This window comes from Luteimonas sp. BLCC-B24, from assembly GCF_028550595.1.
Taxonomy (GTDB): Bacteria; Pseudomonadota; Gammaproteobacteria; order Xanthomonadales; family Xanthomonadaceae; genus Luteimonas.
In genome coordinates this window covers 62,025-82,626 of the sequence record NZ_JAQQGN010000006.1, presented here as the reverse complement: position 1 = coordinate 82,626, position 20,602 = coordinate 62,025, and the positions used below count along the sequence as shown (strand labels likewise).

Genomic DNA, 20,602 nt, shown 5'->3' with positions numbered 1-20,602 from the left:
GCCGCGAAGCGCCCGCCCTGCACTAGACTGGCGGCATGCGTAATCCACTGCAGGACCAGCTGCTCAAGGCCGGGCTGGTGAAGAAATCCCAGGTGGCCCAGGTCGCGCGCGAGCAGGCCAAACAGCGTCACGGCAAGGGTCCGGCACCCGCCAGCGAACAGCAGCGCGAGGCCGAGCGCGCCCGCCACGAGCGTGCCGAACGCGATCGCGCGCTGGCGGCCGAGCGCAACGCCCAGGCGAAGCTGCACGAGCAGCGGGCCCAGGCCCGGCAGATCATCGAAACCCAGCGCGTGCGTGCGGCCGGCGAGATCGATTACCGCTTCGTCGACGGCCACGCGATCCGCGCCGTCCAGGTCGATGCCGCGTCGCGCACGCAGCTCGCCGCCGGTGCCCTGGTGATCGCCCGGCTGGGCGACGGCTATGCGTTGATTCCGCGGGCCGCGGCGGAGAAGGTCGCGGCCCGCGACCCCGGGTTGATCGTGCTCGATCACGGTGCCGCCGCACCGGCCTCCAGCGATAGCGAGGATGCGGCGTACTACGCGCGTTTCGAAGTGCCGGACGATCTGATCTGGTGAGGGCGTGCGGTGCGCGCGCGACCGACGGCGCCACCGCGGGAACACGCGCGATGCGCGCGTAGTGCAGCTGCGGCCAGGCGCCGCGCCGTACCGTGGGCGCAATCGGGCTCGGAGCGTGCGGCTGCGCGTCGATGATCCGGACGACGGCGTGCGGGGCGGCGGGTCGCCGTCGTAGCACGCGATCGGACAATCGCGGCGCACGCCGTCCATGGCGCGCCGCGTGCGTGTGCCAGCGCTGTTCGGTCGCCGGTGCGCACGTGGGGCGGCGGAACGTTCAGGGACGACGTGTGTGCCGCCGGAATGACCTGCGCGTGCGCTTGCCCGCGCACCGCGCCGTCACGGTCGCGGCAAGGCGCACGGTCCGTCAGCTCGCGCCCCGCGCCAGATCGCCGAACCGGGCCTGCAGGGCCGCGATCGCCGCCATGCCGGCGGTTTCGGTGCGCAGGATTCTGGGCCCGAGGCGCAGGCCGCCGAAGCCCGCGGCAGCGAGCGTCGCACGATCGTTGTCCGACCAGCCGCCTTCCGGGCCGACCGCGAGCACCACGATGCCCGCCGGCGCAGGCATCGTCGCGATGCCGTCCGTCGCCTCCGGATCGAGCAGCCAGCGCGCACTGCCTGCAGGCAACGCGGCCAGCGCGGCGGCCAGCGGCTGCGGCGAGGCGACGTCGGGCACGCGGCTGCGCCCGCTCTGCTCGCAGGCCGAGACCACGACGCTGCGCCAGTGCGCGTGGCGCCTGGTCGCGCGCTCGGCGTCGAGCTTCACCTCGCTGCGGTCGCTCGATACCGGTACGAAGGCGGCGACCCCGAGCTCGGTCGCCTTCTGCAGGATCCAGTCCATCTTCTCGCCGCGGGCGATGCCCTGGACGAGCATGATGCGCAGCGGCGATTCGATGTCGACGGCGCGCGTGGCGACGATTTCGGCACTGGCGCCGCGCTTGCCGGCCGAGACCAGACGGGCCTCGTGATCCGAGCCGTCGCCGTTGAACAGCACGCAGGCGTCGCCTTCGCGCAGGCGCAGCACGCGGACGAGGTGCGCGGCGGCGTCCTCGGGCAGCTCGACGGTCGCGCCGACCGTCAGTGGCCGGTCGACGAAGGCACGGATCACGCGCATGACGTCGCCACCTCGATGGCCTCGGCGGTGGCTTCGGCCAGCAGTTGCAACTGCGCATCGTTGATGCAGTAGGGCGGCATCCAGTACAGGATGTCGCCGAGCGGACGCAGCAGCACGCCGCGCTCGACCGCGTGCCGATACGCGCGCAGCCCCACGCGCAGCGCGGGATCGAACGGGGTGGCTTTGTCGCCATCACGGGTGAGCTCGAACGCGACCACCATGCCGGTCTGACGCGTATCGGCGACATGCCGGTGCGCCCCGGTCTGCGCGGCCAGCGTCGCCATCTTCGATGCGGTGCGCCGGTTGCGCGCGAGCACGTCGTCGGCTTCGAAGATGGCCAGCGAGGCCAGCGCCGCGGCGCAGGCCAGCGGGTTGCCGGTGTAGCTGTGCGAATGCAGGAAGGCGCGCTCGCGCGAGGCATCGAGAAACCCGTCGTACAGCGCCTGGGTGGCCAGCACCGTCGACAGCGGCAGGAAGCCGCCGGTCAGGCCCTTCGACAGGCACAGCAGGTCCGGCTGGATGCTGGCCTGCTCGCATGCGAACAGGGTGCCGGTGCGGCCGAAGCCGACCGCGATCTCGTCGGCGATCAGGAACACGCCGTGTACGTCGCACAGCTCGCGGACGCGCTTGAGATACACCGGATCGTGCATGCGCATGCCGCCGGCGCACTGGATCAGCGGCTCTATGATCAGCGCACAGACCTCGCCGGCGTGCGCGTCGAGCAGGTGCGCCAGCGCATCCGCCGCGTCTTCGGCGTGGCCGGCGGCGCTCTGGCCCGGACGCGCGAGATAGGCGTCGGGCGAGGGCGCGAACACGGCCTCGCACAGCAGCGGCGCGTAGACGCGGCGGTACAGGGGAATGTCGCCGACCGCGAGCGCACCGAGCGTCTCGCCGTGGTAGCCGTTCTGCAGCGCGACGAACTTGGTCCGGCGCGGCTCGTCGCCGCGGTTCTGGAACCACTGGAACGCCATCTTCAGCGCGACCTCGACCCCCGCCGAGCCGTTGTCGGCAAAGAACACCTTGCTCAGCGGCGGGCGGCCCGGCTCCCGCGGGGCGACGGCGAGCAGGCGTTCGGCCAGTTCCACTGCGGACGGATGGGTGCAGCCGGCGAGGATCACCTGTTCCAGCGTGCGCGCCTGGGCCGCGATGGCTTCGGCGATGCGCGGCTCGGCGTGGCCGTGGAGATTGGTCCACCAGCTGCTGCCCGAATCGAGAATCCGGCGGCCGCCGCTCTCGATCAGCCACGCGCCGTCGCCGCGCACGATCGGCAACAGCGGCTGCAGGTCGGGGTGTTCGCGCATCTGCGTGCACGGGTGCCAGACCGCGGCGAGGTCGCGGGTCCGCCAGTCGTGGCCGTCGGCTAGAATGGCCGGATCGTGAATCTGTCCTGTCATCCGCGCATTATCGCCGCTCGCCGATCCCGTGGTCGTCGTGGGCCTGCGCCATCGGGCGCAGTGGCATGAGCCGGCCTCTGCCGATCATCCACGGTATCGTCGAACACGAGGCCAGTCCCTACCGCATGGAGCGGCTGGACCTGGAGTTCTCCAACGGCGAACGCCGTCTCTACGAGCGGCTGCATGGCCGCGGCCATGGCGCGGTGATCGTGGTGCCGATGCTCGATGCCGACACCGTGCTGCTGGTGCGGGAATACGCGGCCGGCATGCATCGTTACGAGCTGGGCCTGGTCAAGGGCCGCATCGATGCGGGCGAGACGCCGATCGAGGCCGCCGACCGCGAGCTGAAGGAAGAGGCCGGCTACGGCGCCCGCCGCCTCGATGCGCTGCGCATGTTGTCGCTGGCGCCGACCTACATGAGCCATCAGGCCACCCTGGTGCTGGCGCGCGACCTGTATCCCGAACGTCTGGCGGGCGACGAACCCGAAGAGCTCGAGGTGGTGCCGTGGAAGCTCGACGCGCTGCACGAACTGGTGCTGCGCGAGGATTTCTCCGAGGGCCGTTCGATCGCGGCGCTGTACATGGCCCGCGACTGGCTGCAGCACCACGGTGGCTGATGCCGCCGCCGCACTCGATGCGCGCACGCGCGACGGCGTGATCGCGATCGCCCATGCGGCGGCCGCGGCCATTCTGGATGTCTACGCCGGTGCGTTCGACGTGATCCGCAAGGCCGATGCCAGCCCGGTGACCGCAGCCGATCTCGCCGCACACCACGTGATCGTCGACGGCCTGTCGCGGCTGACGCCCGACATTCCCGTGCTGTCGGAAGAATCGGCCGAGAGCGTCGCACTGGACACGCGTCGCCGCTGGACGCGGATGTGGCTGGTCGATCCGCTCGACGGCACGCGTGAGTTCGTCAAGCGCAACGGCGAGTTCTCGGTGAACATCGCGCTGATCGAGCACGGCGTCGCGGTGTTCGGCGTGATCCAGGCGCCGGTCACCGGCACGCTGTGGCACGGCGCGCCCGGGGTGGGCGCCTGGCGCCGCGACGGTGCGGTCGACACCCGGCTCCGTGCCCGGCGGTTCGAGGGCGTGGCGCCGCTGCGTGTCGCGGCCAGCCGCTCGCACCGCGATCCGCGCACGACCGCGCTGCTCGCGCGGATCGGCAAGACCGAGCCGATGCCGCTGGGGTCGTCGCTGAAATTCTGCCGGCTGGCCGAGGGGGCGCTGGACGTGTATCCCCGGTTCGGCCCGACCAGCGAATGGGATACCGCGGCCGGCCAGGCGATTCTCGAAGGCGCGGGCGGCGTGGTGCTCGATCCGGCCGGCCGGCCCTTCCGCTACAACCAGCGCGATTCCCTGCTCAACGGGGACTTCATCGCGCTCGGCGATCCGTCCCTGCCGTGGCGCGACTGGCTCCCGGGCTGAGCCGCGCGCGTCGAGGCGTGCACGGGCGGGTTCGGGCGGTCACGACCCGACACCGGTGAGCCGCACGCGCGCGCCCCGCTTCTACAATGCGTGGCCTCGATCGAGGCGTCCGCCCTCGTTCCCAGGAGTCCGACGTGACCGACGCCCCCGGCGACATCCAGCGCATCCTCGGCATCATGGCGCGCCTGCGCGACCCGCAGCGGGGCTGCCCCTGGGATCTCGAACAGGATTTCGCGTCGATCGCGGCGTACACGATCGAGGAAGCCTACGAGGTCGCCGATGCGATCGATCGCGGTGATCTGCCAGGCCTGTGCGACGAGCTCGGCGACCTGTTGCTCCAGGTGGTGTTCCACGCGCAGATGGCGCAGGAGCAGGGCGCGTTCGGCTTCGGCGATGTGGTCGATGCGATCAGCGACAAGATGATCCGCCGGCACCCGCACATCTTCGGCGACGCGGAGGCCGGTGATGCCGACACCGTGCTGCGCAACTGGGATGCCATCAAGCGCGGCGAGCGCGCGGCGGCGGGCGATCCCGACACGTCTGCGCTGGCCGGCATCGCCCGCGGGCTGCCCGAGTGGCAGCGCGCGGTGAAACTGCAGGCGCGCGCCGCGCGTGTCGGCTTCGACTGGCCCGGTCCGGCGCCGGTGATCGACAAGCTGCACGAGGAAATCGAGGAGGTGCGCGCCGAGTTCGCTGCGGTTGTGGCCGATCCCGACGACGCCGCGGCGCAGGACCGGCTGGAGGAAGAACTCGGCGACCTGCTGTTCGTCGCTGCGAATCTCGCCCGTCACGCCAAGGTCGACGTCGGCGCGGCGCTGCGCCGCGCGAACCACAAGTTCGAGCGGCGTTTCCGTGCGATGGAAGCGATGGCCGAGGCCGACGGGCAGCCGCTCTCGGGCCAGTCGCTGGACGCGCAGGACGGGTACTGGCATCGCGCCAAGCAGGCCGAACGCCGCCCTTGAAGACGCTGCTGCTGTTCGTCGCGACCGCGTTCTTCGAGATCGTCGGCTGCTATCTGCCCTGGCTGTGGCTGCGCAAGGACGGCAGTGCGTGGCTGCTGCTGCCGGCAGCCGTCGCGTTGGCGGCATTCGTGTGGCTGCTGAGCCTGCATCCCACGGCATCCGGGCGCGTGTATGCGGCGTACGGCGGCGTGTACGTCGCGGTCGCGCTGCTGTGGCTGTGGCGGGTGGACGGGCTGGCGCCGAGCCGCTGGGATCTGCTCGGCGCCGCCCTGTGTCTGGGCGGCATGGCGGTGATCATGTTCGCGCCGCGCACGGGCGGAGCCGGTTGACGCATGCAGATGCCGGTGCGATCAATGACGCACCGACCGCGCGCTCCGGGAGAACACATGCGCCGTTTCGCCAGCTTCCGCGAGTTCTATCCCTTCTATCTCGCCGAGCACACGCACCCGGTCTCGCGACGCCTGCATTTCATCGGCAGCTGCGGCGTGCTGGTCCTGCTCGGCGTCGCACTGTGGCAGCGCAGCGGCGGGTGGGCGCTGGCCGCGCTGGTCTGCGGCTACGGCTTCGCGTGGGTCGGGCATTTCTTCTTCGAGAAGAACCGCCCCGCCACGTTCAAGCACCCCATCTACTCGTTCATCGGCGACTGGGTGATGTTCAAGGACATCCTGCGCGGTCGCATCCGCTTCTGAGGCCGGCGCTCATTCCAGAAAGATCAGCCAGGCGGCGACCACGATCAGCGCGAACCCCGCCCAGTGGTTCCACTTCAGCGGCTGGCCGAGATACCAGGTCGAGAAGCCCGCGAACACCAGCAGGGTGATCACCTCCTGCATGCCCTTGAGCTGCGGCGCGGAATAGACCGCGGCGCCGATGCGGTTCGCCGGCACCATCAGCAGGTATTCGAAGAAGGCGATGCCCCAGCTGACCACGATGACGGTCAGGATCGGCACGCTGCGGTACTTCAGATGGCCGTACCAGGCGAACGTCATGAAGATGTTCGAGCCGACCAACAGCAGGATGGGGAGGAACCGTTCGTAGCCGTGCATGGGGGGATCCGGACAGCAGGAGAGAGGCGTTCGGGCCCGCGGATACTGCGGCCGCGACCCGAATCTTCACAAGTCCTGCACCGGTCGACCCCTATCTTCACAAAGATTAATCCACCATGTCATTCACCGGAGCCGTTATGCGTGCAGGTCAGGAGCCAGGAGGACTCGTCCTCATCGTCGAGGACAACCGCAATATCTCCGAGATGGTGGGCGAGTACCTCGAGGGCCGCGGTTTCGAGGTCGATTACGCCGCCGACGGCCTGGACGGGTATCGCCTGGCCACCGAGAACAGCTATGACGTGATCGTGCTCGACCTGATGCTGCCCCGACTGGACGGCATCGAGGTCTGCAAGCGACTGCGCGAAGACGCGCGCAAGTCGACGCCGGTGCTGATGCTCACCGCGCGTGACACCCTGGACGAGAAGCTGACCGGCCTGAGCTCGGGTGCGGACGACTACCTCACCAAGCCCTTCGCGATCCAGGAACTCGAGGCGCGCCTGCGTGCGCTGATCCGTCGCGAGCGCCGTCAGGTGGGGTCGGAAGTCCTGAAGGTCGCCGATCTCGTACTGGATCCGGCCAGCATGCGCGCCACCCGCGGCGGCATCGAACTGCAGCTCTCGCCGATCGGCATGAAGCTGCTGACGATCCTGATGCGTGAATCGCCGCGCGTGGTGAACCGCCAGGAGATCGAACGCGAGATCTGGGGCAACAGCCTGCCCGACTCCGACACGCTGCGCAGCCACCTCTACAACCTGCGCAAGATCATCGACAAGCCCTACGACAAGCAGTTGCTGCACACGGTCCAGAGCGCCGGTTACCGGATCGCGGACATCGAGCAGTCGCCGGCCTGAGGCCGGCGTCCACGGGCTGTCCGATGCCGCAGGGCCTTCCCAATCGCATCCGCGATGCGTTCACGCTGCAGGCGGTCGTCGCCGGCATCACGCTGATCGTGTGCGTGATGGCCGCGGCGCTGGTCGGCCGCGAGGTCGTCGCGCGCCAGTGGCTGCGGGCCGAAGCCGAAGCCTACTGGCGCGCGCGCGGCACCGACGCGGCGTACCCGCCGCCCTACGGCGTCAACATCCAGGGCTATTTCGTGCCCGCCGACGGCGGACCGTACGACAGCATCCTGGTCGGCGAACGGGCCATCGCCAATCTGGTCTGGTTCAAGGACGCGCCGGAAGGCTTCTCCGACCGGCGCGACACCGAAGGCGTGCTTCTGGTCGATCGCCGCGAGGCCGGCACGCTCTACCTCGCCACCTCGATGTCGCTGTTCGACCGCCTGCTGGCCCTGGCGGCCGGCGGGCTGGCGCTGCTGACGCTCGCCACCATCTTCGTCGTGTCCTGGCTCACCTACCGCACGTCGAAGCGCATGGTGCTGCCGATCCACCAGCTGGCCGACGAGGTGGGGCGCTGGAATCCCTCCGGTGACGACGAGGGCATTCCCGCACCGCTCGAGCCGCGCGAGGGCGTCGGCCGCGAGGCCCAGGCGCTGTCGAACGCCCTGCATGGCCTGGGCGAGCGCATCGGTGCGTTCGTGCGCCGCGAGCGCGAGTTCACCCGCGACGCGAGTCACGAACTGCGCACGCCGCTGACGGTGATCCGCGTCGCCAGCGACATGATCGCGTCCGACCCGTCGACGCCGCCGCACCAGCAGCGTCCGCTGCTGCGCATCCGCCGCGCCAGCCAGGACATGGAGGCGGTGATCGATGCGCTGCTGGTGCTCGCCCGCGAACGCGGCGTGATGCCGCAGAGCGAGATCTTCGACGTGCTCGAGATCGTCGAGGAGGAAGTCGACAAGGTGCGCCCGCTGTTCGAGAGCAAGCAGCTCGCATTGCAGATCGACGTCCAGGCGCGTCCGAAGCTGGAGGCCCCGCCGCGCGTGCTCGGGGTGATGCTCGGCCATCTGCTGCGCAACGCCTGGGCGTTCACCGAGCGCGGCGGCGTGGACATCGTGGTCGATCGCGACCGCATCATCGTGCGCGATACCGGCATCGGCATGTCGCCCGAGGTGCTGCAGCGTGTGTACGACCCGTTCTTCCGCGCCGATCCCTTCAGTCAGGCCGGCAAGGGAATCGGCCTGTCGATCGTGCGCCGCCTCGGCACGCGTTTCGGCTGGCCGGTTGCCCTCGAGAGCACGCCCGACGAGGGCACGACGGTCACCATCGTGCTGGCCGAACGCCTGCTCTGAACGGCGTCGTGGGCCTGGACCGCGCGCGCGGCGAAAAACCTGGCGGCGGGTCAACTCCCGTGCGAGCCGTGCGTTAGCCTGCTGTGTTGCCCGCCAAGAACCTGCCCATGTCGACCCGTCCCAAGCCCCGCCGCGGTGTGCCGCGCTTCGTTCCCGTCATCGTCGTCGCCGCGGTCGTCGCGGCCGGTCTGTGGGTCTGGTACCAGCGCGGCGCCGGCAGCGCCGAGGACGCCTGGCGCACCACGCCGGTGGAACGGGGCGACATCCGCGTGGTGATCTCGGCCACGGGCACGCTCAGCGCCACGTCCACGGTGACCGTCGGCAGCCAGATTTCGGGGTTGATCACCGAGGTGCTGGTGGACTTCAACGACACCGTCGAGCAGGGCCAGGTGCTGGCCCGGATCGATCCGGCGACCTACCAGGCGCAGATCGAGCAGGGCGCGGCGCAGATCAGCAGCGCGCGTGCGTCGTTGGCCCAGGCCCGGGCGAGCCTGCGCAACGCGGAACTCGATTACGCGCGCAAGTCGGATCTCGTCGAGCAGCAGCTCATCGCCCGTAGCGATGTCGATCTGGCGCGCGCGACGCTCGACCAGGCACGCGCCCAGGCAGCGTCGGCCGAGGCCCAGATCACCCAGCAGACCGCCTCGACCCAGACCTCGCGCATCAACCTCGAACGCACGGTGATCCGCTCACCGGTCGACGGCACCATCCTCACCCGCTCGATCGAACCGGGGCAGACGGTCGCGGCCAGCCTGCAGGCGCCGGAGCTGTTCACGATCGCCGAGGACCTCAGCAAGATGCGCATCGAGCTCGCGGTGGACGAAGCCGACATCGGCCAGGTGCGCGAGGGCCAGTCGGTGAGCTTCACCGCCGATGCGTTCAACGACCGCCGTTTCCAGGGCACGGTGGAGCAGGTGCGGCTGGCGGCGACGACCACCAACAACGTCGTCACCTACCCGGTGGTCGTGTCCGTCGACAACGCCGACGGCACGCTGCTGCCGGGGCTGACGGTGAACGCCGAGATCGAGGTCAGCAACCGCGCGGACGTGCTGCGGGTCGCCAACGCCGCGCTGCGCTACCGGCCGGCGGACGCCGACCAGATCGCCGCGTCGGCGCCGGCTCCGGCGTCCGGGGGCAGTGCGCCGCGGGGCGGAGGGTTGATCGACGACCTGACCGCGGCCGCCGCCGCGATGGACCTCGATGCGACCCAGCAGGCGGCATTCGACGCCGCGCTGGCGACCATGCGCGAGCGCCAGCAGGCCGGCCGCAGCGGCGGACAGGGCGGCGGCGCGCGACCGGGCGGTGCGGGTGGCCCGCCACCGGGCATGGGCATGGGCGGGTCGGGCGGCGGTGGACGCAGCGATCCGGCGGTGCAGGCGCAGATCCGCCAGCGCATGATGGACCGGTTCCAGCAGACCTTCGCAGGCTTCGTCGCGACCCTCGATGCGGAGCAGCGGGCCACGTGGACGCGCACGCTCGCCGGCACCGTCGGCGCGACCCGCGTCACCGTGTATCGCCTCGTCGACGGCCGTCGTGAGCCGGTGCAGGTCCGCCTCGGAGCGAGCGACGGCAGCATGACCGAAGTCACCGGCAACCTGGCCGAGGGCGATCTCATCGTCACCGGCGAACGCGCGGCGGCACGATGACGGGGGCGACCGACATCCGGCCGCCGGTGATCGAAACGCATGCGCTGGGCAAGGTCTATTCGGCGGGGACCGAAGCCGAGGTCATCGCGCTGCACGCCGTCGACATGTGCATCCGGCACGGCGAGTTCGTGGCCATCATGGGGCCGTCGGGTTCGGGCAAGTCGACGCTGATGAACCTGATCGGTTGCCTGGATACGCCCACGTCGGGCCGCTACCACTGTGACGGCGTCGATGTCGCCACGCTCGACCGCGAGCAGCTCGCGGAATTGCGTCGCGACAAGATCGGCTTCGTCTTCCAGGGCTTCAACCTTCTGCCGCGGATGACCGCGATCGAGAACGTGGCGATGCCGCTCGGCTATGCGCGGGTGCCCAACGACGCGCGTCACGAGCGCGCGCGCGCTGCGCTCGAGGCGGTCGGTCTGGGCAACCGCGGCGGTCATCGGCCGAGCGAGCTGTCGGGTGGCCAGCAGCAGCGCGTGGCGATCGCGCGGGCCCTGATCAACCGTCCGCCGGTGCTGCTGGCCGACGAACCGACCGGTGCGCTCGACACGAAGACCGGCGAGGAGATCCTGGCCCTGTTCAAGCGCCTGCGCGACGACGGGCACACCGTGGTGCTGATCACGCACGATCCCGAGGTGGCCGCGCATGCGGACCGGACCTTCGTCATGCGCGACGGCGAACTGCATGAGGAAGCGCCCTATGACACCCGCGTGCGCCCGGCGCCGGGAGGTGATGCATGACCTACATGGACGTGCTGCGCACCGCGATCTTCGCGCTGCGCGGCAACTGGATGCGCAGCATGCTGACCTCGCTCGGCGTGATCATCGGCATCGCCGCGGTCATCGTCATGGTGTCGGTAGGGCAGGGCACGCAGGCGGAGATCGATCGCATGGTGTCGGGACTCGGCTCCCAGCGGCTCGACATCTCGCCGGGTTCACGCCGCACTGGCGGCGGCGCGCGCCAGGCCGGCAGCGCCTTCTACACGTTGACCGAGGGTGACGCCGAGGCCATCCGCGCCGAAATTCCCGAGGTGCAACTGGTGACCGGGCAGTTGCGCGGCAGCAGCCAGGTCGTGTTCGCCGAACGCAACTGGGCCAGCAGCTGGCAGGGCGTGCAGCCCGACTTCTTCGAGATCAACGCCTGGACGCTGGCCGACGGCAGCCTGTTCGAGCCGCAGGATTACACCGGCGCGGGCAAGGTCGTGATCCTCGGGGAGACCGTGCGGCGCGAACTGTTCGGCGACGACAGCGGCGTCGGGCAGACCGTGCGCATCGGGCGTACGCCGTTCACCGTGGTCGGCACGCTGGCGTCGAAGGGCCAGGGCGGGTTCGGCCAGGACCAGGACGACGTGATGATGGTGCCGCTCGAGACCGGACGGCGGCGGCTGCTCGGCGCCTCGGGGCTGCCGCCGAGCGCGGTGATGCAGATCGCCCTGACCGTGGCCAACGCCGACGACCTGGGCTATGTGCAGGGCGAGGTCGAAGCCCTGCTGCGTCAGCGCCACCGCATCGCCCCGGGCGCCGAGGACGATTTCACGGTGCGCAACATTTCCGAGATCGTGGCCACGCGCACCGCCACCACACGGCTGATGTCGCTGCTGCTGGGCGCGGTCGCGACGATTTCGCTGATCGTCGGCGGCATCGGCATCATGAACATCATGCTGGTCTCGGTGACCGAGCGGATCCGCGAGATCGGCCTGCGCATGGCCGTCGGCGCCGGTCCGGCGGACGTGCGTCGGCAGTTCCTCGCCGAGGCGATGCTGCTGTCGCTGGGCGGCGGTGTGCTCGGCATCGGCATCGGCATCGGCGGGGCGCTGCTCGTCGGGCGCTTCAGCGACCTGCCGACCGTGCTCAATACCCAGGTGGTGCTGCTGGCCGCCGGGTTCTCGGTCGCCACGGGTCTGTTCTTCGGCTACTACCCCGCGCGCAAGGCATCGCAACTCGATCCCATCGACGCCTTGCGCCAGCAGTGAGGGCCGATGGCCGGACAAGGGAAGGGCGCCCGCAGGCGCCCTTCGATCCGCGGTGTCCGTCCGGACTCAGCGGGTGTAGAGCAGGCGGTTCGGCGAGCCGGTGCCGATGCCCGTCAGCCGGTTGGTGGTCGCATTGGTGTAGAGCCAGTTGCGCACGGTCGCCGGTGACGCCGACGGGTTGTTGGTGAGATACAGCGCCGCCGCGCCGGCCACGTGCGGCGATGCCATCGAGGTGCCGCTGATGGTGTTCGACGCCGAGGTGCTGGTCGACCAGGCCGAGGTGATCGACGAGCCGGGCGCGAAGATGTTGACGCAGCTGCCGAAGTTCGAGAACGACGAGCGTGCATCGGTCGAGGTCGTCGAGCCCACGGTCACCGCATTGGCCACGCGCGCGGGCGAATAGTTGCAGGCGTTGGCGTTGTCGTTGCCGGCCGCGACCACCACCGTGACCCCGCTGTTGATGAGGTTGTTGGTGGCGTTGTCGGTGGCCGTCGAGGCGCCACCGCCCAGGCTCATGTTGGCGACCGCGGGCAGCACCCGGTTCGCGCGCACCCAGTCGATGCCGGCGATGATCGTGGAGTTGGCGCTGCCGCCGCTGCAACCGAACACGCGCACCGGCACCAGGCGCACCTGCTTGGCGACGCCCCAGGTGGTGCCGCCCACGGTGCCGGCCACGTGCGTGCCGTGGCCGTTGCAGTCGTTGGTGCCGCGGCCGTCGTTGATCGCCGAATAGCCCGACAGCAGGCGCGAGCCGAACTGCGTGTGGCCGGTGCGGATGCCGCTGTCGATGATGTAGGCGCGCACGTTCGCGGCCAGCGGATCGTAGATGTAGGTGCCGTTCAAGGGACGGTCACGCTGGTCCACACGGTCCAGGCCCCAGGTGGCGCCGGTCTGGGTGGCGGAAAGTTCGACGTAGCCGTCCTCTTCGATGAAGTCCACGCGCGGATCGTTGAGCAGCCGCGCCAGCTTGCGCTCGTCGGCCTGCACCACCATGCCGTGCAGCGCATGGGTGTAGAGCTGGCGCACGTCGAGGTCGTAGCGCGATGCGACGTCGACCACCGTGCGCTCGACCTCGGCGGCGATGGCCAGATCGGGCGACGCCGCCGAGGCCTTGTCGAGTCGGCCGGCGAGGCGTTCGGAATCCACGCGTTCGCGGATGTCGGCACTGTTGAAGACCACGATGTACTGCCCCGGGATGGGGTTGTCGGCCTTCTTCAATTCGCCGGCGAAGGCGGGCGAGGCGAGGGCGGCGGCGAGAGCGAGGGCGAGCAGGCGCTTCTGGTTCATCGGAATGTCCTTATCGAATCGGTGGGTACGACGCGGTGGATCGATGGCGGTGGTTCCCCTGTTCCTTGCAGCACGGTGACGCATGCGCGGCGACACCGGACGCCTCGACGCTGTGAGCGCGACGCTGTCCCTGTCAAGACAAACGGGACATTTGATCGTGAATGCACAGACCCCGCGTGCGCGCGCCCACAGTAATGTGGCTGTCATGTCGCGCGCCGCGTCATCCGGGCGCGATCGACCGTCCGGCGATGCTGCGATGCAGCACGCGCACGCGCGATTGACCTGCGCTGTCATCGCGCCACCATCGACCTCGGGTCCGAGACATACACGCGGCACACGGCAGCGCGTGCCGGCGCGATATGCGGGCCCGCGGCCTGCCGCCGTCAACGCACCAGATACGGTCCGATGATCTCGCGCCAGAGGGCGTAGCCCTCGGCATTCATATGCAGGCGGTCGTCGATGAAGAGGGAGTCGCGCGGCAGGCCCTCGGCGTCCAGCATGGGCGTGAAGACATCGATGTAGGCCACGTTGCGCTGGCTCGCCGCCCAGGCGCGCAGCGCGTCGTTGGTGGCGCGCTGCACCGGCAGCAGGTGCACCCGCGACGGGCTCGGCTTGATGCCCAGCAGGGCGATCGGGGTGCCGGGCAGCGCGGCATGCACCCGGGCGACGAACGCGCGGGTGTCGGCGAGCACCTGGGCCGGGGAGCGGCCTTCGTTGGTGTCGTTGTCGCCGGCGTAGAGCACGATCTGCCGCGGCCGGTAGCGCAGCGCGACCTCGTCGGCATACCAGACGGCGTCACGGACCTGGGACCCGCCGAAGCCGCGATTGAGTACCGGTACCTCGGGGAAATCCCGTGCCAGCGTGTCCCACATGCGCACCGACGAGCTGCCGGTGAACACGATCGGCCGGTCCGGTGGTGGCTGCGCGGCATCCTCGGCGGCGAACCGGGCCATGTCGATCGCCCAGTCGGGCGACGAGACCGGGTCGAGGCCGGCGGTCGGGTCGAGGCCCGGCCGGGCGCCGGGCGAGGCGCAGGCCACGAGGATCACCAGGGCGGCCCACAGCAGGGCGGTCGAGCGGAGGGCAAGGCGCACGGCGGGCTCCTGGATCCGGACAGACGGCCGGCCAGTCAAACAGCCCCGGCGCAGCGATGCAAACCCGGGAGGTGGCTGCGGCGGATGTGTCAGAATCCGTCGGCCCCGTCCGCCGCCCCCGAATTCCGGCCCCATGCCCCCGACCGCTCTGCCGTGGTCCGTATTCCATTGCCGTCCGACGCGCGGTCCGTCCGCTCGACCGGGGGGCTGACCGTGGCCGACGAGACCGGACACTGGCCGCGCGGCCCTGCGCGGATGCTCAAGGCCACCATCTGGTCCTGCCAGGGCCTGCGCGCGGCCTGGCTGCACGAGTCTTCGTTCCGCCTCGAGGTCTGTCTGCTGGCCGTGCTGGCGCCTCTGGCGGTGTGGCTGGGCCAGAGCGGGGTGGAGCGCGCGCTGCTGCTCGGCAGCTGCCTGCTGGTGCTCGCGGTGGAACTGCTGAATTCGGCGATCGAGGCCGTGATCGAGCGGTATGGGCCCGAGCACCACGAGCTTGCCGGTCGCGCGAAGGACATGGGCTCGGCGGCGGTGTTCGTGACCATGATCAATGTGTTGGCGGTGTGGGGCCTGATCCTGCTGCCGCGCCTGCTGTGAACCGGATGGCCGGCGCCACGCCGTCGTCAATTGAATCGAGGATGTGTCCCCAATGATGGAGCTTCTGACCGATCCGCAGGTCTGGATCCTGCTGATCACCCTCAGCACGATCGAGATCGTGCTGGGTATCGACAACCTGGTCTTCATCTCGATCGCGGTGTCGAAGCTGCCGGTCGAGAAGCGCGAGTTCGCGCGCAAGTTCGGCATCGCCGTGGCCTGCATCACCCGCATCGCCCTGCTGCTCACGCTGGCGTGGCTGGCACGGCTGACCGATCCGCTGTTCGCGGTGCTGGGCCGCGGCGTGTCGGTACGTGACCTGATCCTGATCCTCGGCGGCCTGTTCCTGATCGTGAAGGGCGTGCTCGAGATCCGCGAGCAGATCAAGGGCGAGGATCCCGAAGCGCACGGCACTACCGGCAAGGCCGCCGCCTCGTTCGGGGCGGTCATCGCGCAGATCGCGGTCATCGACATCGTGTTCTCGCTCGACTCGGTGATCGCGGCGGTCGGCATGGCCGGCGACTACATTCCGGTGATGGTCGCGGCGATCCTGGTCGCGGTGTCGGTGATGCTGCTGGCGGCGCAGCCGCTGGGCCGGTTCATCGACGCCAATCCCACGGTGAAGATGCTGGCGCTCGCCTTCATCGTGTTGATCGGCGTGTACCTGATGCTCGACGGCATCGGCGTCCACATCCCGCGCGGCTACCTCTACGGGTCGATGGGATTCTCGGCCGCGGTGGAATTGCTGAATTTGTGGGCCAAGCGCAATGCGATGCGCGTGCGCGGCGAGCCCATTCCGCCGGTCGATGCGCCCACCCACCCGCTGCCGCGCTGATCCCATGACGATTCTTCACCAGATCGATCCCATCGCCGTCCATCTGCCGCAGGTGGGGCCCTTCCATCCGTCGATCCACTGGTACGGCCTGATGTACCTGCTGGCGTTCGCCGTGGCCTGGCTGCTCGGACGCAGCCGGATCCGCGCCGGCCGGCTGCCGGGCGTCAGCGTCGAGCAGTTCGGCGACCTGCTGTTCTACGGCATCCTCGGCGTGATTCTCGGCGGCCGCATCGGCTACGTGCTGTTCTATGCCTTCGGCGATCTGCTGCGCGACCCGCTGATGCTGGTCAAGGTCTGGGACGGGGGCATGAGTTTCCACGGCGGCCTGCTCGGCGTGCTGGTCGCAGCGTGGTGGTGGACGCGCCGGCAGGGCCTGCACTTCTTCGACGTCATGGATTTCGTGGCGCCGTGGGTGCCGCCGGGCCTGGGCTTCGGGCGTATCGGCAACTACATCGGCGCCGAGCTGTGGGGCAAGTACACCCAGGCGGGCTGGGGCGTGGTGTTTCCGACCGACCCGGCGTTTCGTGGCTGGTCGGCCGAGCGCCTGCAGAGCGAGTTCGCGACCGGCGCGCTGGACCAGTTCGCCCGCCACCCCTCGCAGCTCTACCAGGCGTTTCTCGAGGGCCTGGTGATGTTCGCGGTGCTGTGGTGGTTCTCGCGCAAGCCGCGGCCGCGGTATGCGGTGTCGGGCCTGTTCGCACTGCTCTACGGCGTGTTCCGCTTCATCGTCGAGTTCGTACGCGTGCCCGATGCCGAACTGGGCTATCTGGCGTTCGGCTGGCTGACGATGGGCCAGGTGCTGTCGCTGCCGCTGATCGCGCTGGGCCTGTTCCTGCTGTGGCGCTCACGCAGCGCACCGACGCTGCAGCCGGTGCCGCCCGCGGCGACCACCGAAACCAGGTAAGCGATGCACGCCCGGCCCTCATCGATCAGGAGATCGCGATGAAGCAGTACCACGATCTGCTGCAGCACGTGCTCGAGCACGGCGCCGAGAAGTCGGACCGCACCGGCACCGGCACGCGCAGCGTGTTCGGCTGGCAGATGCGGTTCGACCTCGCCGCCGGCTTTCCGCTGGTGACGACGAAGAAGCTGCACCTGCGCTCGATCATCCACGAGCTGCTGTGGTTCCTGCAGGGCGACACCAACATCGCCTATCTGCGCGACAACAAGGTCAGCATCTGGGACGAATGGGCCGACGCCGACGGTGAGCTGGGGCCGGTCTACGGCAAGCAGTGGCGGCGCTGGACGACGGCCGACGGCCGCACGATCGACCAGATGCAATGGCTGGTCGACGAGATCCGTCGCAATCCGGACTCGCGGCGTCTCGTGGTCAGCGCCTGGAACGTCGGCGAGCTGTCGGAGATGGCGCTGATGCCGTGCCATGCGCTGTTCCAGTTCTACGTCGTCGACGGCAAGCTCAGCTGCCAGCTCTACCAGCGCAGCGGCGACATCTTTCTCGGGGTGCCGTTCAACATCGCCAGCTACGCGCTGCTGACCCACATGGTCGCGCAGGTGTGCGGGCTCGGCGTGGGCGATTTCGTGCACACGCTGGGCGATGCGCATCTGTATTCGAATCACTTTGATCAGGCGCGCGAGCAGCTGACGCGCACCCCGCGCGCGTTGCCGACGCTGCGGCTCAATCCGGAGGTCACCGACCTGTTCGGGTTCCGATTCGAGGACATCGCGATCGAGGGCTACGATCCGGCGCCCGCGATCAAGGCGCCGGTGGCGGTGTGATGAAGGCCGGTGATCCGTGAGCGGTGATTCGAAGGAGCGGGCGCCATCGCCCGCACCGATGCGCGGGCGATCGGTGGCGTCGCACCAGGCGCCCATCAGCCCGCGACGGGCACGGCTCGTTCTCGTCGCCGCGATCGACCGCGAGCGCGGCATCGGTCGCGGCAACGCGATGCCGTGGCATCTGCCCGACGACTTCCGCCACTTCAGGGCGCTGACGCTCGGACGGCCGGTGCTGATGGGGCGCAGGACCGCTGAATCGCTGGGCCGCGCGTTGCCGGGCCGGACCAATCTCGTGCTGACGCGCAGCGGTCGCGTGCCGTTCGATGGCATGCAGGCGGTTGCATCACTGGATGCGGCGATCGCGATCGCCGCGGACCAGGGCGCCGACGAGCTGTGCGTGATCGGGGGCGGCGAGGTCTATGCCTTGGCCCTGCCGCACGCGGACGTACTGCAGCTCACCCACGTCGGGACCGTGGTCGAGGACGCCGACGCCTTCTTCCCGCTCTGGGATCCGGCGCAATGGCGCGAGGTCTCGCGCACGACGCATGCGGCCGACGGCCGACACGCGCACGCCTTCGATTTCGTCGAATACCGCCGGGTCGGCTGAACCCACGCGCCCGCGCGGACGGGCCTCAGGCCGGCTTGCGGGGCGGCAGGCCGGACACGTCGCGCCCCGGCACCTGCACGACGCGCAACGTCTCCGCGTCGAGCTGCAGGGCGGTGAGCTTGCCGCCCCAGACCGCGCCGGTATCGATGGCGTGCACGCCGTGGCCGATGAACAGGCCGAGTGTCGACCAGTGGCCGCAGACGATCTTGAGATCGCGCTCGGCGCGTCCCGGCACCTCGTACCACGGGTAGAGGCCCGGCTGCTGGGTGCCGGGCGGTCCCTTTTCCTCGAACGCGATGCGACCCTTCGGGGCGCAATAGCGCATGCGGGTGAAGATGTTGATGATCGCGCGGTCACGGTCCGGACCGGCGAGGTTCGGCGACCACGCCGGCCGGTCGCCGTACATGTTGCGCAGCAGCTTGCGATAGCCGCCGCTGCGCAGCTTGTGCTCGATCTCGCCGGCGTGCTTCTGCGCCAGCTGGGTGGTCCAGCGCGGCGCGAGGCCGGCATGCAGCATCATCCAGCCGAGCGCGCGGTCGACGTGCAGCAGCGGGCAGGTACGCAGCCAGTCGAGCAGCACGTCGCGGTCGTGCGCGAACAGCACGCCCTGCAGGTCGGCGTTGACCTTGCGCTGGTCTTCCTCGCGCCGCTGGGCGATCGCGAGCAGCGACAGGTCGTGGTTGCCGAGCACGCTGACCACGTTCTCGCGCAGCGAATGCACCAGACGCAGCGTCTCGATCGATTCGCCGCCGCGGTTGACCAGATCGCCGCAGAACCACAGCCGGTCCTGCGCGGGATCGAAACGGATCGCGTCGAGCAGACGCCGGGTGGGGTCGTAGCAGCCCTGCAGGTCGCCGATGGCCCAGACAGCCATCAGTGCAGGGTTCGCGGGACGGAGAGCGTGAACGGCGGAATCGGCGCATCGAAATGTGCGCCGTCGTCGCCGATCATGTCGTAGCTGCCTTCCATCGTGCCGACCGCCGTGGCGAGGACGGCGCCCGATGTGTAGGTGAAGTCTTCGCCGGGCTCCAGGCGCGGCTGCTCGCCGACGACGCCGTCGCCGCGCACTTCCTCCACCCGCCCGTTGGCGTCGGTGATGATCCAGTGGCGCGAGACCAGTTGCGCCGGCAGGCGCCCGACGTTGCGGATGCGGATCGTGTAGGCGAACACGTACCGGTCGTCGTCGGGCCTGGATTCCTCGTCGAGGAAGCGCGTCGCGATCTGGATTTCGAGGGTGTAGTCGGCGGTCTCGTCCATGGCCGCTCCAGTGTAGCGGCATGGCATGAATGCTTCGACTACTGTGCGGCCGGTTCGACGGGCACGGTGTTGGCGAGGCGCACGAAATCCGCCACCGCGAGCTGTTCGGCGCGTGTCTGCGGGTCGATGCCGGCGGCGGTGATGGTGTCGGCGTCGACGACACCGCCCAGCGCGTTGCGCAGGGTCTTTCGGCGTTGTCCGAAGGCCGCACGCACGATCGCGGCGAATCGCGCCGGATCGTCGATGCCGACCGTGTCCGCCGCGCGCGGACGCAGGCGCACGACCGCCGAGTCGACCTTCGGCGGCGGTCGGAACGCGCCCGGGCCGACGGTGAACAGCGCCGTGACCTCGCAGTAGGCCTGCAACATCACGCTCAGCCGGCCGTAGACCTTGCTGCCGGGGCCGGCCGCCATGCGTTCGACGACTTCCTTCTGCAGCATGAAATGCATGTCGACGATGGCCGCCGCGTGGGCCAGCGCGTGGAACAGGATCGGCGAGGACAGGTTGTAGGGCAGGTTGCCGACCAGGCGGATCGGCGTGCCTGCGGCCAGTGCGGTCAGGTCGACATCGAGCACGTTGGCGTGGACCAGGGTCAGCGCACCGTGCGCGGCGGCTTGGGCGGTCAGCGGTTCGAGCAGGTCGCGGTCGAACTCGATCGCGGTCAGTGCACCGTGCCGGTCCAGCAGCGGGAACGTCATCGCGCCCTGGCCCGGGCCGATCTCGACGATGTGCTCGCCGGGACGCGGCGCGATCGCCAGCACGATGCGGTCCACGACGCCGCGTTCGTGGAGGAAGTTCTGACCCAGCGATTTTTTCGGGGGTTCGGTGAAGGCGCCGGGACGGGGCGGATGTCGGCTCATGCGGGCGGTGCTCGG

At 69.8% G+C, this 20,602-nt stretch carries 23 protein-coding genes and 1 pseudogene; 16 read left to right on the top strand and 8 right to left on the bottom strand.

From position 1 onward, the window contains the following. The first annotated feature begins 35 nt into the window (after positions 1–35). Positions 36–575, top strand: a complete 540-nt coding sequence (locus PQS31_RS12795; RefSeq protein ID WP_272763126.1) for a DUF2058 domain-containing protein — start codon at positions 36–38, stop codon at positions 573–575. Between the two features lie 364 nt (positions 576–939). On the opposite strand, the gene PQS31_RS12790 is transcribed toward PQS31_RS12795, so the two are convergent. Continuing rightward, positions 940–1,686 carry a 16S rRNA (uracil(1498)-N(3))-methyltransferase gene (locus PQS31_RS12790; RefSeq protein ID WP_272763125.1) on the bottom strand — a complete coding sequence of 249 codons (747 nt, stop codon included), beginning with the start codon at positions 1,684–1,686 and terminating at the stop codon, positions 940–942. Further along, on the bottom strand, positions 1,677–3,080 hold the full coding sequence (gene bioA, locus PQS31_RS12785) for an adenosylmethionine--8-amino-7-oxononanoate transaminase (protein ID WP_272763124.1): 1,404 nt from the start codon (positions 3,078–3,080) through the stop codon (positions 1,677–1,679). Before bioA ends, PQS31_RS12790 begins: the two co-directional genes overlap by 10 nt. Before the next feature lie 65 nt (positions 3,081–3,145). On the opposite strand from bioA, the gene nudE reads away from it, so the two are divergent. The 5 genes from nudE (at position 3,146) to PQS31_RS12760 (ending at position 6,159) form a co-directional block, all read left to right on the top strand. Continuing rightward, complete coding sequence (nudE, locus tag PQS31_RS12780; protein ID WP_272763123.1) at positions 3,146–3,697, top strand: ADP compounds hydrolase NudE; 552 nt, start codon at positions 3,146–3,148, stop codon at positions 3,695–3,697. After that, on the top strand, positions 3,690–4,508 hold the full coding sequence (cysQ, locus tag PQS31_RS12775) for a 3'(2'),5'-bisphosphate nucleotidase CysQ (RefSeq protein WP_272763122.1): 819 nt from the start codon (positions 3,690–3,692) through the stop codon (positions 4,506–4,508). Before nudE ends, cysQ begins: the two co-directional genes overlap by 8 nt. A gap of 176 nt (positions 4,509–4,684) precedes the next feature. Next, on the top strand, positions 4,685–5,470 hold the full coding sequence (gene mazG, locus PQS31_RS12770; protein WP_272763253.1) for a nucleoside triphosphate pyrophosphohydrolase: 786 nt from the start codon (positions 4,685–4,687) through the stop codon (positions 5,468–5,470). Further along, on the top strand, positions 5,467–5,799 hold the full coding sequence (locus PQS31_RS12765) for a YnfA family protein (RefSeq protein ID WP_272763121.1): 333 nt from the start codon (positions 5,467–5,469) through the stop codon (positions 5,797–5,799). The genes mazG and PQS31_RS12765 overlap by 4 nt, the downstream gene beginning before the upstream one ends. 57 nt (positions 5,800–5,856) lie before the next feature. Next, complete coding sequence (locus tag PQS31_RS12760) at positions 5,857–6,159, top strand: DUF962 domain-containing protein (RefSeq protein ID WP_272763120.1); 303 nt, start codon at positions 5,857–5,859, stop codon at positions 6,157–6,159. A gap of 9 nt (positions 6,160–6,168) precedes the next feature. Here the strand turns inward: PQS31_RS12760 and PQS31_RS12755 are convergent, their stop codons facing one another. Then, positions 6,169–6,513, bottom strand: a complete 345-nt coding sequence (locus PQS31_RS12755; protein ID WP_096208241.1) for a DMT family protein — start codon at positions 6,511–6,513, stop codon at positions 6,169–6,171. A gap of 137 nt (positions 6,514–6,650) precedes the next feature. On the opposite strand from PQS31_RS12755, the gene PQS31_RS12750 reads away from it, so the two are divergent. From PQS31_RS12750 to PQS31_RS12730, 5 genes are all read left to right on the top strand, one after another. Beyond that, positions 6,651–7,364 (top strand): response regulator transcription factor, encoded by a 714-nt coding sequence (locus PQS31_RS12750; RefSeq protein ID WP_272763119.1) that lies wholly within the window; start codon positions 6,651–6,653, stop codon positions 7,362–7,364. Between the two features lie 23 nt (positions 7,365–7,387). Beyond that, positions 7,388–8,701 (top strand): HAMP domain-containing sensor histidine kinase, encoded by a 1,314-nt coding sequence (locus tag PQS31_RS12745; RefSeq protein WP_272763118.1) that lies wholly within the window; start codon positions 7,388–7,390, stop codon positions 8,699–8,701. A gap of 107 nt (positions 8,702–8,808) precedes the next feature. Next, the gene (locus PQS31_RS12740) at positions 8,809–10,347 is read left to right on the top strand and encodes an efflux RND transporter periplasmic adaptor subunit (RefSeq protein WP_272763117.1); all 1,539 of its coding nucleotides are present in this window, start codon (positions 8,809–8,811) and stop codon (positions 10,345–10,347) included. After that, positions 10,344–11,087, top strand: coding sequence for an ABC transporter ATP-binding protein (locus PQS31_RS12735; protein ID WP_272763116.1), 744 nt, complete (start codon positions 10,344–10,346; stop codon positions 11,085–11,087). The genes PQS31_RS12740 and PQS31_RS12735 overlap by 4 nt, the downstream gene beginning before the upstream one ends. Next, a complete protein-coding gene (locus PQS31_RS12730) occupies positions 11,084–12,319 on the top strand; it encodes an ABC transporter permease (RefSeq protein ID WP_272763115.1) in 1,236 nt (411 codons plus the stop codon). The genes PQS31_RS12735 and PQS31_RS12730 overlap by 4 nt, the downstream gene beginning before the upstream one ends. A 66-nt stretch (positions 12,320–12,385) precedes the next feature. Here PQS31_RS12730 and PQS31_RS12725 read toward each other — a convergent pair whose 3' ends face one another. Beyond that, a complete protein-coding gene (locus tag PQS31_RS12725) occupies positions 12,386–13,606 on the bottom strand; it encodes a S8 family peptidase (RefSeq protein WP_272763114.1) in 1,221 nt (406 codons plus the stop codon). A 383-nt stretch (positions 13,607–13,989) separates the two neighbouring features. Then, on the bottom strand, positions 13,990–14,700 hold the full coding sequence (locus PQS31_RS12720; protein ID WP_272763113.1) for an SGNH/GDSL hydrolase family protein: 711 nt from the start codon (positions 14,698–14,700) through the stop codon (positions 13,990–13,992). 213 nt (positions 14,701–14,913) lie between these two features. Here PQS31_RS12720 and PQS31_RS12715 point away from each other — a divergent pair, with 213 nt between their 5' ends. The 5 genes from PQS31_RS12715 (at position 14,914) to PQS31_RS12695 (ending at position 18,470) form a co-directional block, all read left to right on the top strand. Next, complete coding sequence (locus PQS31_RS12715) at positions 14,914–15,294, top strand: diacylglycerol kinase (RefSeq protein WP_272763112.1); 381 nt, start codon at positions 14,914–14,916, stop codon at positions 15,292–15,294. 52 nt (positions 15,295–15,346) lie between these two features. Next, positions 15,347–16,126, top strand: coding sequence for a TerC family protein (locus tag PQS31_RS12710; protein ID WP_272763111.1), 780 nt, complete (start codon positions 15,347–15,349; stop codon positions 16,124–16,126). A gap of 4 nt (positions 16,127–16,130) precedes the next feature. Next, a complete protein-coding gene (gene lgt / locus PQS31_RS12705) occupies positions 16,131–17,030 on the top strand; it encodes a prolipoprotein diacylglyceryl transferase (protein WP_272763110.1) in 900 nt (299 codons plus the stop codon). 38 nt (positions 17,031–17,068) lie between these two features. After that, complete coding sequence (locus PQS31_RS12700; protein WP_272763109.1) at positions 17,069–17,863, top strand: thymidylate synthase; 795 nt, start codon at positions 17,069–17,071, stop codon at positions 17,861–17,863. 169 nt (positions 17,864–18,032) lie between these two features. Beyond that, complete coding sequence (locus PQS31_RS12695; protein ID WP_272763252.1) at positions 18,033–18,470, top strand: dihydrofolate reductase; 438 nt, start codon at positions 18,033–18,035, stop codon at positions 18,468–18,470. A 49-nt stretch (positions 18,471–18,519) separates the two neighbouring features. On the opposite strand, the pseudogene PQS31_RS12690 reads toward PQS31_RS12695, so the two are convergent. From PQS31_RS12690 to rsmA, 3 genes and pseudogenes are all read right to left on the bottom strand, one after another. Beyond that, a pseudogene (locus PQS31_RS12690) lies at positions 18,520–19,344 on the bottom strand (symmetrical bis(5'-nucleosyl)-tetraphosphatase); the annotation flags it as partial. Then, on the bottom strand, positions 19,344–19,727 hold the full coding sequence (gene apaG, locus PQS31_RS12685) for a Co2+/Mg2+ efflux protein ApaG (protein WP_141250497.1): 384 nt from the start codon (positions 19,725–19,727) through the stop codon (positions 19,344–19,346). The pseudogene PQS31_RS12690 and the gene apaG, both read right to left, overlap by 1 nt. 38 nt (positions 19,728–19,765) lie before the next feature. Further along, positions 19,766–20,587, bottom strand: coding sequence for a 16S rRNA (adenine(1518)-N(6)/adenine(1519)-N(6))-dimethyltransferase RsmA (rsmA, locus tag PQS31_RS12680; RefSeq protein WP_272763108.1), 822 nt, complete (start codon positions 20,585–20,587; stop codon positions 19,766–19,768). Between the last annotated feature and the right edge of the window lie 15 nt (positions 20,588–20,602).